Here is a 16,433-nt window from a genome sequence, read left to right as displayed (position 1 = left end):
ACGATGACCCGTCGCGTGCGACGCGGCACCCCGCGCGGTGGGAGCATCCCTCCCGAGAGCCTGTTCACAAGTCCACAGATCCACACGCAGGTCGTCCACAAGTCAACAAATCCACACGCAGGTCGTCCACAAGTCAACAAATCCACACGCAGGTCGTCCACAAGTCCACAAATCCACACGCAGGTCGTCCACAAGTCCACAAATCCACACCCAGGTCGTCCACAAGTCCACAAATCCACACGCAGGTCGTCCACAAGTCCACAAATCCACACGGTCGGCGAAGCGTTGGTCGCCAGTCGACGCGACGACCGCCACCACCACCACCACCACCGAGGAGCTTCAGATGGCGACGCGAACGATCCGGGTCGACGACGGGACCCACCGAGCGATCGGCGATCTCGCCTACCTGCTCGACAGCACGCGAACCTACGTCGTCGCGGATGCGATCGCCGAGTACGCGGCGCGTCGGGGATCGATCGTCAGGATCGACGGGCGGGTCACGTTCGACGAACTGCCGGTCGCCGATCGGCTCGCGCTCCGGCGAGATGAGCTGATCCGCGTGTTCGCGAAGCGCGAGGCGACCGACATCCGGTTGATCCACTTGGGCGACACCGCCGAGCACGGGCCGGCCGAAGCCGAGGGCGCCGAGGACGAGGACGACGACGCTCCGTGGGTGCCGCCACGTCCGCTCGAGCTGCTCGTCACGACCGCGCTGCATCGAGGCAGCGGCGAGGCGTACGCGCTCGAGCGCATCGCGTCGAAGCTGCTCCGCACGCGCGTGCACGTCGAGTCGGCGACGCGACTCGAACTCTTCGACAAGCCGGCGCTCGAGCGCGCCCGAGCAGCATCGACGCCCCTCACCGAGTGGGCGAGGGGCGTCGAGCCCGAGGCATCCTCGACCTAGCCCAGGCGGGGCGTGCGCGGCGGCGCGGTGCGGCGCGATCCGGTCGCCTCGAAGGCGGCGGCGAGCGTGAGCAGCTCCGTGTCGTCGTAGGCACGTCCCGCGAAGGTGAGGCCCACCGGCATGCGGATGTCGGCCATCGTGCCCATCGGCACCGTCACGGTCGGGATGCCGAGGTGGCGCGGCACGAGGTTGCCGTTCGCGACCCAGACGCCGTTGCGCCAGCCGAGGTCGGCCGAGGCCTCGTTCACGTCCATGTCGGCAGGGCCGACATCGGCGACCGCCGGGAACGCGACGGCATCGAGGCCGAGCCCGTCCATCCACTGCTCGAGGTCGATGCGGCGGGTCTCCTCGAGGCCGCGCACGCCCGCCTCGAGCTCGGGGATCTCGGTGAACGACGCATACGGGTGCTCGCGCACCTGCGCCGGATACTCGGCGATGTCGTCGTCGAAGCCCGTGTAGCGGTCGGGCAGCGCGCCCGGCGGCTGCGGGAAGATCGTCGCGCCCTCGACGCCCGTGAGCGTCGAGAGGGCCGGGTCGCCGTTGGCCTGCAGGAAGTCCTCCCACGCCCACGCCGACAGGTCGACGATCTCGTACTTCAGGAACTCCTCGCTGACGAGCCCGCGGGTCTTGACCGTCGGCGCTCCGGGGCGGTCGCCCTCGTAGTTCGTCACGACCGGGAAGTCGACGTCGACGACCTCGGCGCCGGCCGCCTCGAGGTCGCGGCGCGCGGCCTCCCACAGCTCGATGACCGACTCGCGCGTCTCGACCCGCTCGCCGGTCGCACCGCCGATGCCGCCGTCGGGGTTCGTGCCGGCCTCGGGGTCGGCGTTGATGTACATCTTGGGCACGCCGATGCGCTTGCCGGCGAGCGCGGCACGAGCCGCCGACGCGTCGACCGGGGCGAGCGCGGGATACGACGCCGGTCGCACCGCGGACGACGCGGGGATCCGCACCCACGGCTGTGCGCGCCAGAAGTCGCCGCGCGTCTCGGGGTCGTCGGCGACGATGACGTCGAGCAGCTCGAACAGGTCGGCCATCGTGCGGGTGTGCGGCACGACGACGTCCATGGTCGGCACGAGCGGCCAGTTGCCGCGCACCGAGATCACGCCGCGCGACGGCGTGTACGCGCACAGCGCGTTGTTCGACGCCGGCGCGCGCCCGCTCGACCAGGTCTCCTCGCCCAGGCCGAATGCGCCGAACGACGCCGCCGTCGCGGTGCCCGACCCGTTCGACGAGCCCGAGCCGAACGCGCTCGTCAGCCACTCGGCGTTGTACGGGCTCTCGGCCCGGCCGTAGACGCCGCGCTGCATGCCGCCGTTCGCCATCGGCGGCATGTTCGTGAGCCCGATGAGCACGGCGCCGCCGGCGCGCAGCCGCTCGATCGTGAACGCGTCGCGCTGCGCGACGAGGTGCTCGAACGCGGGCGATCCGGCGGCCGCGGTGAGCCCCTTCGCGAGGTAGCTGTCCTTCGCGGTGTACGGGATGCCGTCGAGCGGCCCGAGCACCTCGCCGCGCGAGCGACGCTCGTCGGAAGCACGGGCCTCGGCCGCGGCATCCGGATTCATGACGACCAGCGCGTTGAGCGCGGTCTCTGTGCCCGACGCATCGTAGGCGGCGATGCGCGCGAGATACGCGTCGAGCAGCTCGACAGCGGTGGTCTCGCCCGCCTCGAGCGCGGCGCGCAGGCGCTCGATCGGCGCCTCGACGACGTCGAACCCGCTCATCGGGCCACAACCGGCTGCTGCTGGGTGATGCAGTGGATGCCGCCGCCACGGGCGAAGATGTCGCGCGAGTCGACCGTCACGGCGCGCCGACCGGGATAGGCGGCCTCGAGGATCTCGCGAGCCGCGGCATCCGCCCGCTCCTCACCGAAGCCGCACGCGATGATGCCGTCGTTCACGACCAGGTGGTTGACGTAGCTGTAGTCGACGAAGCCCTCCTCGTCGCGCAGCGTCTCGGGCGCGGGGATGTCGACGATCTCGAAGCGCCGCCCCGCGGCATCCGTCGCCTGCTCGAGCACCGCGCGCAGCTCGCGCGTGACCTCGTAGTCGGGGTGGTCGGGGTTCTGCTGCGCGTGCAGCAGCAGCTTGCCGGGCGAGGTGATGGTCGCCACGATGTCGACGTGGCCGTTGGTGCCGAACTCGTCGTAGTCGCGGGTCAGGCCGCGCGGAAGCCACACGACCTTGGTCGCGCCGATCGTGCGGGCGAGCTCGGCCTCGACGCGGGCCTTGTCGGCGTAGGGGTTGCGGCGCGGGTCGAGCTGCACGGTCTCGGTGACGAGCACGGTGCCCTCGCCGTCGACGTGGATGCCCCCGCCCTCGTTGACGAGCACGCTCGACACCAGTTCGGCGCCGACGAGCGGGGCGACGAAGCGGGCGATCTCGGCCGACTTGCGCCACTCGGCCCACTCGGGGGCGCCCCAGCCGTTGAACGTCCAGTCGACGGCGCCGAGCACGCCCGGGCGCTCGTCGTCGACGACGAAGGTGGGGCCGAAGTCGCGCATCCAGAACTCGTCGAGCGGGGCCTCGACGATCTCGATCTCCGAGCTCAGCATGCGGCGGGCGCGGTCGAGCTCGGTCGGGTCGACGACCATCGTGACGGGCTCGAACTCGGCGACGGCGTGGGCGACGGCCGTCCACGCCGCGTAGCCCTGCTCGCGCTCGGCGAGTTCCTCGCCGAGGGTGAACCCCTCACGGGGGAACGCCATCCAGGTGCGCTCGTGCAGTGCGGTCTCACTCGGCATGCGCCAGGCCATGCGTGGTCTCCCCTTCGAGATGGTGCGGTTCGTTCGTGGTGCGGTCTTCGCGTTCGTTGCGGATGCCGCCTTTATTGACCAAATGATCAATATTGCTGCGAGATTACCTACAATGGGTGATCATGTCAACGCCGACCCGACCCCGCGCCGCCCGCAAGTCGCCCGACGAGCGCACCCGCGACATCGCCCGGGCCGCGCACCGCCTGGCGCTCGAAGAGGGACTCGCGGCCGTCACCCTGCGCGCCGTCGCCGCGCGGGCCGGCGTCGCCCCCGCCCTCGTCGCCCACTACGTGCCGAGCATGGAGTCGCTCATCGCGAGCACCTTCTCGACCGTCGTCGGCGCCGAGATCGCCGAGGTCGAGGGTCTCGTCGCAACGCTCGACGGGCCGCGCGCGCAGCTCAGCGGCATCATCCGCACCGTGCTCGACGGCACCCGCGACGACGTCACGGTGGTCTGGGTCGAGGCCTGGGCCCTCGGCCGGCGCAACGAGAGCCTGGCCCGGGCGGTGCGCGAGCAGATGGACGCCTGGCAGTCGGTGCTGCAAGGCGTCATCGAGGCGGGCGTGCGCTCGGGCGACTTCGAGACGACGGATGCCTCGGGCGTCGCGTGGCAGCTCCTCGGCATGGTCGACGGGCTCAACGCCCAGGCGCTCGTGCGCTGGGGCGACTCGGCGCACCGCGGCGAGCTGACCGCGCACGCGGTCGAGGGCATGCTCGGGCTCGCGCGCGGTGCGCTCGGGTCCCACGTTCCGGTCGTCGAGTAGGCGCGACTCGCCGGTCGAGCAGGCGCGCAGCGCCGTATCGAGACCACGGCCCCGCCTGTGCCGGTCCGCTTCGCTACTCGACCGACCGCCCGTCGAGCCGTGCCCGCGCGAGCTTCGGCGGTGCCATCACGAGCCACGCCTCCTCGACGAGTTCGGCGAGCCGCTCGTCGCCGATGCGGTCGAGCCGCGCGAGGATCGCGGGCCACCCGTCGAAGTGGGGAATGGTGAAGAACACATCGGGATCCTCGTCGATGAGCCCGAGCTTCTCGTGTTCATCCTCGACGCGGGCCCCCATGATCGGGCCGGGCTGCTCGTCGAGGCCGAGGTGCGCGAGGTCGGTCTTGCGCAGCGGCCGCTCCCACACGAACCCCTTGCCGTGCACGCGCCAGTGCGCCGAGCCCCAGCTCACCGCCTCGCTCGTGTCGGGCAGCGCGAGCGCGAGGCGCCGCAGCAGCTCCCAGTCGGCCATGGGCGTCACCCTACGCCGCGGGGTCGGCCGCGGCATCCCCCGGGCCCACTCGGGCCGCCTCGCTCGCCCGACCGATGTCGCACGCTGACGCTACCTTGGGAGCACGCCCGGCGAGAGGAGCACGATGTACCTGCTGAACGGCATCGTCGTGACGAGTGCGAGCGACCTCAAGAAGGCGAGCGACTGCGAGTTCGCCTTCCTGCGCGAGCTCGACGTGAAGCTCGGTCGCGACACGCTGTTCGCCCCGCTCGACGACCCGATGCTGCGCCGTGCCGGCGAGCTCGGCGACGCGCACGAACTGCGGGTGCTCGAGCGGTACCGCGCCGAGTTCGGGCCGGGCGTCGTCGAGATCGATCGACCCGACGTGCGCGACGCCGAGGCGGTGGCCGCGGCGACGAACGCCACGATCGCGGCGTTCGAGGCGGGTGCGCCGGTCGTGTTCCAGGCGACCTTCTCCGACGAGCCCGTGCCGGGGCAGGGGTTCATCGGCTTCGCCGACTTCATCGTGCGCCAGCCCGACGGCCGGTACCGGGTGCAGGACTCGAAGCTCGCCCGGCACGCGCGCGTCACCGCCCTGCTGCAGCTCGCCGCCTACGCCGAGCAGCTCACGCGGCTCGGCGTGCCGCTCGACGACACGGTCGAGCTGCTGCTCGGCGACGGTTCGGTGAGCGCGCACCGGCTCGACGACATCCTGCCCGTCTACCGCGAACGCATCGGGCGCCTGCAGCGCATCGTCGCCGACCGCGTGGCCGACGCCGGCCCGGTCGCCTGGGGCGACCCGCTCTACACGCAAGACGGCCGGTGCCCCACCTGCGAGCTCGAAGTGCAGGCGAACCGCGACGTGCTCATGGTCGGCGGGCTGCGCGTCACCCAGCGCGAGCCCCTCGCCGCGGCCGGCATCACGACGATCGACGCCCTCGCAGCCTCCCACGATCCCGTGCCGCACGTGATGGAGGCGACGCTCGACAACCTCCGCGCCCAGGCCCGCCTGCAACTGCGGGCCGAGGTCGAGGCGACCGAGGCCGTCGCGTCGGGCGCGTGGCGCGAGGGCGACCCGCCGCTGCCGCCGCCCGTCGGCGTGCGCGATGCCCGCGCGATCGCGGCGATCCCCGAGCCGAGCCCGGGCGACCTCTTCTTCGACTTCGAGGGCGACCCGCTCTACACCGAGGGCGACGGCACGAAGTGGAACCTCGACTACCTCTGGGGCATGGTCGACAACTCCGAGACCTATACGGCGTTCTGGGCGCACTCGTTCGCCGAAGAGCGCGTCGCGCTCGAGCGCTTCCTCGAGTTCGTGAAGCTGCGTCGGCAGGTGCATCCCGACCTGCACATCTTCCACTACGCGAGCTACGAGCGCACCCACCTGACGTCGATCGCCGCCCGGCACGGCGTCGGCGAGGCCGAGGTCGACCAGCTGCTGGCCGACGGCGTGCTCGTCGACCTCTACCCGATCGTGAAGCGCGCGGTGCGCGTGGGCAGCCGCTCGTACTCGATCAAGAAGCTCGAGCCGTTGTACATGGGCTCCGAGCTCCGCGAGGCCGACGTGAAGTCCGGCGCCGACTCGATCACCGAGTACGTGCGCGCGGGCGAGCTGCAGGCGCTCGCACTGGCGATCGGCCCGGCGTCACCCGTCGAGGCTGCGGATGCCGCGGCCGAGGCAGCGCGCATCCTCGACGACCTCGCCGACTACAACCGGTACGACTGCGTGTCGACGCTGCGCCTGCGCGACTGGCTGCTCGCGGTCGGTGCGCGCGAGGGCGTCCGGCCGGTCGCGGCGTCGCTCCTGGCCGACCGCGCCGAGGGCAAGATCTACGAGGCCTCGCCGCTGGCGCTGCAGCTCAAGTCGCTCGTACGCGATCGCGAAGAGCGGGCCGAGCGGTCCGCGGCGAGGGCCGGCGGTGTCGCGACCGCGATCGGCACCGCGCGTCGCGACGCCGACACCGAGGCCCTCGCGCTCGCCTCGGCGGCGATCGACTACCACGCCCGCGAGGCGAAGAGCTTCTGGTGGTCGCACTACCTGCGCTGCGACCAGCCCATCGAGAGCTGGGAGGAGCACCGCGACGTGCTCGTCGTCGACCCGGCGCGCTCGCGCGCGATCGGCAACTGGTACGAGGAGCCCCGGTGGAACAGCGCGCGTCGCGAGCTGCTGCTCGACGGGCGGATCGCACCGGGTTCGCGGTTCAGCGTGGGCGGCGACGTCTTCCTGCTCTACGACTGGCCGGCACCGTTCCCGTCGCAGTCGACCCGGCCGGGCCAGCGCGCGTGGTCCAACGCGACCGTGGTCGAGGTGACCGATGCGGGCGTGCGCGTCGAGGAGCGCGGCCATCCCGGCATCACGTGGCGCGACCTGCCCCTCGCGATCGCCCCCGGGGCCCCGCCCCGCGCCGACGCGCTGCGCGACGCGATCGCCGAGTGGGCCGCCCCGATTCCCGGGCGCGCGCCCGAGCTGCCGCTCGACCCCGCGATGGACATCCTGCGGCGGCGTCCGCCGCGCGCGATCGGCGGCCTCGCGCCGCTCGACGCCGCGCACGACTACCAGTCCGCCGTCGTCGAGTCGGTGCGGCGCCTCGAACGCTCGTACCTCGCCGTGCAGGGCCCGCCCGGCACCGGCAAGACCTACCTCGCCGCCCATGTGATCGCCGCGCTCGTGCGCGACCACGGTTGGCGCATCGGCGTCGTCGCGCAGTCCCACTCGGTCGTCGAGAACGTGCTCGACTCGGTCGTGAACACCGCGGGGCTCGACGGCGACCTCGTCGCGAAGCACCTGAAAGACGCCGGCGAGGCCGACCGGCACGGGTTCACGGCACTCGCCCGCAAAGACGACGTGGCGGCCTTCGCCGCCGAGCGCCCAGGCGGGTACGTCATCGGCGGCACGGCATGGGACTTCTGCAACGTCCGACGCATCCCGCGAGCCTCGCTCGACCTCCTCGTCATCGACGAGGCGGGGCAGTTCTCACTCGCCTCGACGATCGCCGTCTCGGTGTCGGCGAAGCGGCTGCTGCTGCTCGGCGATCCGCAGCAGCTGCCGCAGGTGAGCCAGGCGCTGCATCCCGAGCCGGTCAACGCCTCGGCGCTCGGCTGGGTCGCCGACGGCCACGACGTGCTGCCGCCCGAGTACGGCTACTTCCTCGCCGAGAGCCGGCGCATGCACCCCGCCGTCGCGGCGCCGGTGTCACGGCTGTCGTACGAGGGCGAACTGCGCTCCCACCCGGTGGCGGCCGGTCGTGCGCTCGAAGGCGTCGCGCCCGGGGTCACGCCGATCCCCGTCGAGCACGAGGGCAACTCGACCTTCTCACCCGAAGAGGCCGACGCGGTCGTGCACCTCGTGCGCTCGCTCATCGGCCGCGACTGGACCGACGCGACCGACTCGCCGACCGGGCCCGCGATGTCGCCGCCGAGACCGCTCGACCAGCGCGACCTCATCGTCGTGACGCCCTACAACGCCCAGCTCGGCACGGTGCGCGAGGCGCTCGACGCGGCCGGGTTCGCCGACGTCCCCGTCGGCACGGTCGACAAGTTCCAAGGCCAGGAGGCGGTGGTCGCGATCGTCTCGCTCGCGGCATCCTCGGCGGCGAGCGCGCCCCGCGGACTCGAGTTCCTGCTGCTGAAGAACCGGCTGAACGTCGCGATCTCGCGAGCCAAGTGGGCGGCGTATCTCGTGTACTCCCCCGGGCTGCTCGACGGGCTGCCGCACCGGGCCGAGGGCGTCGCGCAGCTCAGCGCCTTCATGCGGCTCGTCGACGCACGCGGTTCCCGCGCGGCGCCCCTCGAGCCGCGGGTGGCCGAGCCGAGCGTCGTGAGCTGAGCAGCGCTCCGCGCGGAACGGTCTCTGCGCCGCTCAGTTCCCGAAGTCGAGGCGGGTGCCGCCCAGGCGCTCGGCTCGCAGCCGGATGACGACCCGGCCCTCCGCGACCGCCTCGTCGAAGAAGTCGCTGGGGTCCGCGGGGCGAGCGGCCTCCGGCACGAGCGCGAGCAGCTCCCGCCCGACCGCGTCACCGGGCTCGACGGTCGGCGCCGACACTTCGGCGAGTCCCTCGACCGCGGCGTACGACCAATGGTCGTCGGCCGAGACGTGCAGCGTCGCCCTCGGGTTGCGCCTGAGATGCGTCGCCTTGAGCCGGGTGCTCGTCGTCGAGAAGCGCGCGACGCCGGCCGAGGCATCCCAGCCGTAGAGCATCGTCGTCAGGTGCGGCTGCCCGTCGCGCTTCAGCGTGGCGAGCACGCCGAAGTTCTGGGCGGCGAGCAGGTCGGAGGCTTCGGCCTCGGTGAGCGGCACGGGTCCGGCGTTCTTCGTCATGTCAGGGCGAACCCGGTTCGACGTCGCGGCATTCCGTCGATGACGGCCGAAGACGCGGAACATCCGTCGAGCGGGCCGCACGCCGCGCTCGGGAATATCGCAGAGGGTTCCTGCGTAGGGTATGCACGTGACTTCCTCTGCAGCGCACCCCGACCGCATCACCATGTACGGCGCCGCCTGGTGCGGCGACTGCCGCCGTTCGAAGCGACTGCTCGACGCCCGCGGCGTCGACTACGAGTACGTCGACCTCGAGGTGAACGTCGAGGCCGCCGACATCGCGAAGTCGATCTCGGGCCGCACGAACATCCCCGTGGTCGTCTTCCCCGACGGCACGCACTTCACCGAGCCCACCGACGCCGAGCTCGGCGCGAAGCTCGACGAGGAACTCGCCGCGTAACTCGCCGCGGGGCGACACCCGAGCCGGGATCGCCGTGAGCAACGCGTGAGTTCCCGCGTGCACGCCGTTCGGGTCGCGTAACAATCGCGCACGTCCGGCCGACCCGGCGTACAACGGAGACATGCCTTCGACCTCGCGGTGCCACGCATGACGCTCACGCGCCTGCTGCCGACGCTGCGGCGCTCGATCCCCGATCCGATCGCGCCCGAGCACTGGCCCGCGGGCACCCGCGTCACGACGACCGATGTCATCGTCGGCGGGTTCTCGATGCTCCGCCTCGCCGAACGCGACGGCACCCCGTTCGCGCACCTGGATCCCGCCCCGGCGCGCACCGGAGGCGTCGGCCGCACGCGGCACCTCGGCGTCGTGCTCGCCGCCGTGCGCGCGATCTCGACCGTCGGCGGCCGCCGTGAGGCCGAGCTCGACGCCGGATTCGGACCCCATCGCCCCGACTGGGCGGAGGCCCGCCTCCTCGGTCGCGCGTCGACCGCGCGCGTGGCGCCCGTCTCGGTCCGCTTCGCGGCGGGTGGATGCCTCGCGCTCGCGCCGCTCGAACTGCCCGGCGACCTCGCGGTCGGCGACCTCATCGCCGTGCCGATCGAGGCGCACGGCATCACGATCAGCGTCGCAGGCGCCGACGTCCGGACACGACCGCTGAAGCCCGCACTCAACGCCTGACCGCGGCGCCGCCCGCAGAATTCAGGACGAGCGCGATCTCACGCTCGCGTACGCACCCGTGACCCGGCTCGTCCTGAACTACGCGGGGCCCGCTCAGCGCAGCGCCGGCACGACCTCAGCGGCGAACAGCTCGAGCCCCGAGCGGTCGTACGCCGCCTCGGGCGCGTAGAGGATCGCGTAGTCGAGCCCCACCGCACGGCGCTGCTCGAGCTTCGCGACGATCTCGTCGGGCGTGCCGACGAGCGCGCCGGGCGCGGTGACGTAGTAGCTCTCGACGGCCTTCGCGGCACCGTCGGCGCCCAGGTGCGGAACGAGCCGCTCCTCGATGCGGGCGAGGCGGGCCGCGACATCCGCCGTCGACGAGCCGACCACGGTGTTGAAGTTCATCGAGCGGGTGATCGCCGAGGCATCCCGCCCGATCGCCTCGCAATGGCCGCGCAGCACGTCGTCCTTGTGCGCGAACTCCTCGAGCGAACCCGTGAAGTTCGTGTAGTCGGCGTACGTCGCCGCGATCTTGAGCGTCACCTGCTCGCCGCCGCCGGCCACCCAGATCGGGATGCCGCCGGCCTGCAGCGGCCTCGGCTGCACGATCGCACCGTCGACCTGGTAGTACCGGCCGTCGAGGGTCGCCTGCCCGGTCGTCCACGCCTGGCGCATGATCTCGACGCCCTCGCGCAGGCGCCCGAGCCGCTCGGGCACGGGTGGGAAGCCGTAACCGTATGCGCGCCACTCGTGCTCGTACCAGCCGCCGCCGATGCCCATCTCGACGCGGCCGCCCGAGATCAGGTCGGTCGTCGCCGCGACCTTCGCGAGGTAGGCGGGGTTGCGGTAGCTCATGCACGTGCACATCTGGCCCAGGCGCACGCGGGAGGTCGACGCGGCGAACGCGGCCATGAGGCTCCACGCCTCGTGCGTGGCCTCGGTCGGCGACGGCTCGGGCGTCGTGTGGAAGTGGTCGTAGACCCAGATCGACTCGAACGGCGAGTCGGCGCCGTCGGAGAAGGACGCCACGTCGCTCATCACCGCCCAGTGCTCGGCGGGGTCGATGCCCACGAGGTCGAAGCGCCATCCCTGAGGTACGAACATTCCGAATCGCATTCCGTCAGCCTATGAGCATCCGGGGGCGAGCCCGTTCCGGGATTCAGCGTCAGCACTGAGGCCGCGGTCCGGGCCGAGGCGTACCGTCGGCCCAATGAACGGTCAGCTCCACTGCGATTACTCCGCCTCCGACTTCGATGCCACGGTCGTCGAGACCTGCGACGCGCGCCTCATCCGCGTGACCGGCCACGGGCTCGCCCCGAGCCACGGCTGGCACCTCGAACTCGTCGCCGCCAACCCGGGCGTCGTCGCCCACCCCGAGAGCCTGTGGCTCGAACTCCGCGAGACCGCACCGGGCGAACCGCGCCCGCGAGTGCTCACCGAGGTGCCCGTCGAGGCCATCATCGAGGACCTCCACGCCCAGGAGATCATCATCCGGTTCCGCTGGCGCGAGGGCTTCCGGCTCGCGCTGCGCGAACGCGTTCCCGCGTTCCGCTGAGCCGGCGCCCCGGCGGGGCGCGACCACGACACGACGGATGCCTCGGGGCCGGCCCCGAGGCATCCGTCGTGTCGTGCGTCAGGCGAGCGCGTACCGCAGCTCGGCGACCGCGGGGCCCGACCACACGGTGCCGTCGAGGTCGTCGCTGCGGACCGTGACGACCTTGCCGCCCTTGGCGATGACGAGGAGGGCGAGCTGCGGCAGCAGGTCGCCCGCGTGCGTGCCGTCGGCGAGGGCCTCCCCCGCCCCGTTGCCGCTCGCGAACTCGATCGCACCCGAGTCGCGGTCGAGCGTGCCGTTGACGGAGGTCGTGAAGTCGAACCAGAGCGTCTCGACGGCGCCGTCGGCCGCCTCCCGTCCGATCGCGGCGAGGTCGCGCTCGATGCGGCCCGCCGTGCCCTCGGAGAGCTGGCGCAGCGACTGCTCGGCCTCGCGCACGTTGAGCGCACCGAGCTGCTGTCGAACCGCCTCGTCGACCTCGGCGGCGCCGAGGCGGTCGGGCGATCCGGGCACGGCGATGACACGCCGCGAGTTGCGGGTGTTCGCGAGGAACAGGCTGAGGAGCGGTTCGGCGGCGAACACGAACACGGGCACCCGCTCTTCGGGATCGAGCGCGAGCAGCTCGCGGCGGGCGATCTCGATGACGCGCTTCGAGTACTGGTCGAGCAGCTTCTTGCGGCCCTCGTCGCCGAGCAGCCGGCTCGCGCCGCCGAACTGGCTGGCGGTGCCGTGGCTCGAGCCGCGCGGCCGGTCTTCGTCGGGCTCGCGGTTCGTGGCCTCGTCGAGGTTCGCGGCGCCCGTCTGGTCGACGTCGAGCTTCGACGCGCGGTCGGTCGGCGTGGCGTGCCAGACGGCCCATTCGTGCGCCGACAGGGTGAGGGCGAACGCCTCCTGGTCTTGGCTGGGGGCGCGCAGCAGCTGCCCCAGCGTGAAGTGCGAGCCGACGTGCCAGGCGTCGTCGAGACGGTTCGGCAGCACGAAGACCTCGCTGAAACCCGGGGCGACGAAGATGGCCATCGAGCGGGCGAGGCCGCCCCAGAGGCGCTGGTCGCGCAGGATCGCGTCGCGCTCCTCGCGCAGCGCCGTGAGTTCGGCGGCCGATGCCCCACCCTGCTTGATCCGGTCGATCGCCTCGTCGAAGGCGCTCTTCACGGCGACCTCGGCGCGCTCCCGCTCGCTCACGACGGGCGAGGTCGCCGCGTAGATGGTGACGGCGGGATGATGCGCCCCCGCAAGGGCTGCGAAATCGGCAGTGGTGGGTAGTTCGTAGTGGACGGTCATTCGTTCCTCCCCCGAGTTCGCGCGACGACGATGTCGCTCGCCCCCAGCCTATGAAGGCCGGGGCGCGAGCGACACCCCCATCTGCGGGTCGGAGCCGACGTTCAGCGCGCCGCGAACATTCACCCCACCGGGTGGTTCGAGCGGATCAGGCGCGTCGGGTCGACGGCCCGCTTGATCGCGCGCAGGCGCGCGAGCCGGCCGTCGCGACCGCCGAAGAGGCGCTCGGCGTCGCGGCGGTGCTCGGCGAAGTTGAGGTACTCCTGCGGCGCCCGCCACGGCTCCATCGACGAGAGCAGCCGGCCCAGCGATCGGGCGATCGCCTCGTCGGCGCCGGGCACCGCGATCGCGGCGCTGTAGAGCAGGTAGCCGGCGTCGAAACCCGCGGTCGCACCCGGCGTCGGCAGCCCCAGGTCGGTGGCCCGCAGCACGGCGGCGTCGGGTTCGACCATTCCCCCGAGGTGGCGGATCTCGGTCGTCATGAGGGCCGTGCCCGAGCCGGCGCCGACGGCGCCGACGAACGCGCGCACCGCGGCGGGCGTCAGCTCGCGCAGCGTCATGCCGTCGCCGCGGCCGGGCACGGGGCCGGGCGGGTCCATGTGCAGGGCGAGCAGCTCGGCGGGCGGCTGCGCGTGCACGGTGTCGATCTCGGGTGCGAGCGCGCGCAGCGGTTCGAGCAGGGCGTCCGTGCGTGCCCGGTCCTCGAGCACCACCGCCTCGACCACGACGATCGATCGGCCGGCGAGGAACGGCGGCAGCTCGGGCAGCGGCGGCAGGTGCAGGATGCGCACGACGCTCTGCACCGAGTCGGGCACCCGCTTCGTCCATTCGGCCCACACGGCCGCGACCTCGTCGGCCCGCTCGACGGGCCACAGCAGCATGCCCGCCATGACCTCGGCGATCGGGAAGAGGCGGAACTCCATCGCCGTCACGACGCCGAAGTCGCCGCCGCCGCCGCGCACGGCCCAGAACAGGTCGGCGTCGTGCTCCTCGTCGACCCGGCGGTGCCGGCCGTCGGCGGTGACGAGCTCGACCGCGAGCACCTGGTTCGCGGCGAGGCCGTGCGAGCGGGCGAGCCAGCTCACGCCGCCGCCGAGCGTGTAGCCGACCACGCCGACGTCGTGCGACGACCCGGCGAGCGCGGCGAGGCCGTGCGGCGCGACGGCCGCGACGACGTCGCCCCAGAGGGCGCCGGCCTCGACACGGGCGACGCGGCGCCGGGCGTCGACGTGCACGTCGCGGAGCTCGTGGGTGCGCAGCAGGATCGCGTCGGCGAGGCCGTGGTCGGCGGCGAGCGGGCCGGCGTTGTGGCCGGTGCCCTGCGGGGCGACGGCGAGGCCGTAGCGGCCCGCGAGCTCGACGGTGCGCACGATGTCAGCGGCCGAACGGGCGATCACGACCGCGGCGGGGCGCTGGTCGACGTCGAGGTTCCACGCGGCGCGGGCGGCGTCCCAGTCGGGATCGCCCGACAGCACGAGACGGCCGTCGAGGCTGGAGTCGAGACGGGCGAAGGCCTCGCGCAGCGGAAGGGCGAGGTCGTCGACGGCGTCCTCGATGAGGAGCTCGCCGGTCGGGGGCACAGGGGTGTTCACGGATGGTTCCTTTCGGTGTGCGTTCGCGGGCCGGTTGCCTCGGTTCTCGAACCGGCCCGGCGGCCGCATCGACGGATGCAGCACTCGCGACGAGATCCCATCCAATTCGTCGCGGACGTCCGGGTCACCCGGGGTGTCCCTCCGATCGGGTCAGGGGTTTCCCTGTCCCCCGCGGCAGCCTCGAGACGGCGCTTCGCCTCCACTCACGGACGCGGGCCGGAATACGGGATGCCTCGCGGCGGTTGCCGCTGGGGATGGACATCTCGCCGCGCCTCTCGGTTCTCGACCTCGTTCCCGTACGCACCGACCAGACGAGCGGAGGCGCCGTCGCGGCATCCGTACGCCTGGCGCAACTGGCCGACCGGCTCCGCCTCACCCGCTACTGGTTCGCCGAGCACCACAACATGCCGGCCGTCGCCTCGACGACGCCGCCCGTGCTGATCGCGTCGATCGCGGCGCGCACCGAGCGCATCAGGGTGGGCTCGGGCGGCGTCATGCTGCCGAACCACGCGCCGCTCGTCGTGGCCGAGCAGTTCGCCGCGCTCGAGGCCCTCGCGCCGGGGCGGATCGACCTCGGCATCGGCCGGGCGCCGGGCAGCGACCCGGTGATCACGCAGCTGCTGCGGGTCTCGGGCCCGACCGCCGACGTCGACCGGTTCCCCGACCACGTCGCCGACATCCTCTCGCTGCTCTCCCCCGACGGTGCGACCTTGCGCCTCACGAGCGGGCGCGAGTACCCGATCCAGGCGACCCCCGCGGCGAGCGCCGTGCCGACGTTGTGGCTGCTGGGCTCGAGCGACTACTCGGCGAAGCTCGCCGCCGAGCTGGGCCTGCCGTACGTGTTCGCCAACCACTTCTCGGGCGACGGGCTCGAGCGCGCGCTCGAGCTCTACCGCACGGAGTACCGGCCGAGCGAGTCGCACCGCGAGCCCGAGACGTTCCTCACGGTCAACGCCTCGGTCGCGCCAACGGTCGAAGAGGCCCGCGAGCGCGCGCTGCCGCAGCTGCGCTCGATGGCGCGGTTGCGGCTCAACCGCCCGATGCGACCGCTCGAGACGGTCGACGAGGCGCTCGCGGCGCCCGCCGACTCCGACGCCGAGGGCCTCATCGCGGCGATGGAACGACGCTGGGTGATCGCGGATGCCTCGGGCGCGGCGTCCGAGCTCAGGGCCCTCGCCGATCGCCACGGCATCGACGAGGTCATGGTCGCGCCGATCTCCGGCTCGTACGCGGCCGAGCCGGCCGACGCGACGCCGGGGCGCGAGCAGACGCTCGAGCTGCTCGCGGGGGCGCTCTCAGCCGGCTGACTCGACCGGCGCGTGCGGGTCGCTCAGGCTGCGAGGCCGAGCCGGCGCAGGTCCTTGGTCGTGGCGCGGTACTCGTCGCCGTCGGCGACGACGGTCTCGCGCGGCACCCGGGCGGCGTTGTGCACCTTCGCGCCGGCGCCGAGGGTGACGTACGGCCCGAGCACGGCGCTGCGGCCGACGACCGCGTGCCGGCCCACCCGGGCGTTCACGCCGACGACGGCGCGCTCGGCGACGATCGCCTCGCTCTCGATCCAGGCCCGGGGGCCGATCTGGGCGCCCCGCTGCACCTCGGCTCCGGGGTCGACGTAGGCCGTCGGGTCGACGAACGCGGTCGGGTCGACCTTGGCGGTCGTGGCGACGAGGCCCCGGCCGTTCACGTGCTTGCGATAGCGACGCAGGATCCCGGCTTCGTCCTCGAACTCGACATAGCTGATGCCCACGTTCTCCTCCTCCCG

At 72.7% G+C, this 16,433-nt stretch carries 15 protein-coding genes; 7 read left to right on the top strand and 8 right to left on the bottom strand.

Annotation, left to right across the window (positions count from 1 at the left end; all coding sequences use genetic code 11):
* The first annotated feature begins 343 nt into the window (after positions 1-343).
* A complete protein-coding gene (locus PX701_RS01685) occupies positions 344-904 on the top strand; it encodes a hypothetical protein (RefSeq protein ID WP_231429827.1) in 561 nt (186 codons plus the stop codon).
* Here the strand turns inward: PX701_RS01685 and PX701_RS01680 are convergent.
* Both PX701_RS01680 and PX701_RS01675 read right to left on the bottom strand, forming a co-directional pair.
* On the bottom strand, positions 901-2,628 hold the full coding sequence (locus PX701_RS01680; RefSeq protein WP_231429826.1) for an amidase: 1,728 nt from the start codon (positions 2,626-2,628) through the stop codon (positions 901-903). The two genes, PX701_RS01685 and PX701_RS01680, sit on opposite strands and share 4 nt — an antisense overlap.
* Entirely contained in the window at positions 2,625-3,659 is a 1,035-nt protein-coding gene (locus PX701_RS01675; RefSeq protein WP_231429825.1) for an agmatine deiminase family protein, read from the bottom strand. The genes PX701_RS01680 and PX701_RS01675 overlap by 4 nt, the downstream gene beginning before the upstream one ends.
* A gap of 122 nt (positions 3,660-3,781) precedes the next feature.
* Between PX701_RS01675 and PX701_RS01670 the strand changes: the two genes are divergently transcribed.
* Positions 3,782-4,423 (top strand): TetR/AcrR family transcriptional regulator, encoded by a 642-nt coding sequence (locus tag PX701_RS01670; protein ID WP_275505289.1) that lies wholly within the window; start codon positions 3,782-3,784, stop codon positions 4,421-4,423.
* A gap of 73 nt (positions 4,424-4,496) precedes the next feature.
* Here the strand turns inward: PX701_RS01670 and PX701_RS01665 are convergent, their stop codons facing one another.
* Positions 4,497-4,892 (bottom strand): MmcQ/YjbR family DNA-binding protein, encoded by a 396-nt coding sequence (locus PX701_RS01665; RefSeq protein WP_275505288.1) that lies wholly within the window; start codon positions 4,890-4,892, stop codon positions 4,497-4,499.
* Positions 4,893-5,016: 124 nt separating this feature from the next.
* Between PX701_RS01665 and PX701_RS01660 the strand changes: the two genes are divergently transcribed.
* Entirely contained in the window at positions 5,017-8,697 is a 3,681-nt protein-coding gene (locus PX701_RS01660) for a TM0106 family RecB-like putative nuclease (RefSeq protein WP_231429822.1), read from the top strand.
* A gap of 33 nt (positions 8,698-8,730) precedes the next feature.
* On the opposite strand, the gene PX701_RS01655 is transcribed toward PX701_RS01660, so the two are convergent.
* On the bottom strand, positions 8,731-9,189 hold the full coding sequence (locus PX701_RS01655; RefSeq protein ID WP_231429821.1) for a PPOX class F420-dependent oxidoreductase: 459 nt from the start codon (positions 9,187-9,189) through the stop codon (positions 8,731-8,733).
* A 127-nt stretch (positions 9,190-9,316) separates the two neighbouring features.
* Between PX701_RS01655 and PX701_RS01650 the strand changes: the two genes are divergently transcribed.
* Positions 9,317-9,586, top strand: a complete 270-nt coding sequence (locus PX701_RS01650; RefSeq protein WP_275505287.1) for a glutaredoxin family protein — start codon at positions 9,317-9,319, stop codon at positions 9,584-9,586.
* A gap of 147 nt (positions 9,587-9,733) precedes the next feature.
* Positions 9,734-10,264, top strand: coding sequence for a hypothetical protein (locus PX701_RS01645; RefSeq protein ID WP_231429819.1), 531 nt, complete (start codon positions 9,734-9,736; stop codon positions 10,262-10,264).
* Positions 10,265-10,357: 93 nt separating this feature from the next.
* Here the strand turns inward: PX701_RS01645 and PX701_RS01640 are convergent, their stop codons facing one another.
* Positions 10,358-11,362, bottom strand: a complete 1,005-nt coding sequence (locus PX701_RS01640; RefSeq protein ID WP_275505286.1) for an LLM class F420-dependent oxidoreductase — start codon at positions 11,360-11,362, stop codon at positions 10,358-10,360.
* Between the two features lie 94 nt (positions 11,363-11,456).
* Here PX701_RS01640 and PX701_RS01635 point away from each other — a divergent pair, with 94 nt between their 5' ends.
* Positions 11,457-11,801 (top strand): hypothetical protein, encoded by a 345-nt coding sequence (locus tag PX701_RS01635; protein ID WP_231429817.1) that lies wholly within the window; start codon positions 11,457-11,459, stop codon positions 11,799-11,801.
* 78 nt (positions 11,802-11,879) lie between these two features.
* On the opposite strand, the gene PX701_RS01630 is transcribed toward PX701_RS01635, so the two are convergent.
* Both PX701_RS01630 and PX701_RS01625 read right to left on the bottom strand, forming a co-directional pair.
* Complete coding sequence (locus PX701_RS01630) at positions 11,880-13,082, bottom strand: baeRF11 domain-containing protein (protein ID WP_231429816.1); 1,203 nt, start codon at positions 13,080-13,082, stop codon at positions 11,880-11,882.
* Positions 13,083-13,201: 119 nt separating this feature from the next.
* The gene (locus PX701_RS01625) at positions 13,202-14,671 is read right to left on the bottom strand and encodes an FAD-binding oxidoreductase (protein WP_275505285.1); all 1,470 of its coding nucleotides are present in this window, start codon (positions 14,669-14,671) and stop codon (positions 13,202-13,204) included.
* Between the two features lie 254 nt (positions 14,672-14,925).
* Between PX701_RS01625 and PX701_RS01620 the strand changes: the two genes are divergently transcribed.
* Positions 14,926-15,978 carry an LLM class flavin-dependent oxidoreductase gene (locus PX701_RS01620; protein ID WP_275505284.1) on the top strand — a complete coding sequence of 351 codons (1,053 nt, stop codon included), beginning with the start codon at positions 14,926-14,928 and terminating at the stop codon, positions 15,976-15,978.
* 23 nt (positions 15,979-16,001) lie between these two features.
* Here the strand turns inward: PX701_RS01620 and PX701_RS01615 are convergent, their stop codons facing one another.
* Positions 16,002-16,418, bottom strand: coding sequence for a transferase (locus PX701_RS01615; RefSeq protein WP_275505283.1), 417 nt, complete (start codon positions 16,416-16,418; stop codon positions 16,002-16,004).
* Positions 16,419-16,433: the final 15 nt, after the last annotated feature.

The organism is Agromyces chromiiresistens, assembly GCF_029167465.1.
Classification (GTDB): Bacteria; Actinomycetota; Actinomycetes; order Actinomycetales; family Microbacteriaceae; genus Agromyces; species Agromyces chromiiresistens.
Note: the sequence above shows the minus strand (reverse complement) of the source record. Positions and strands in the feature narration are given on the sequence as shown.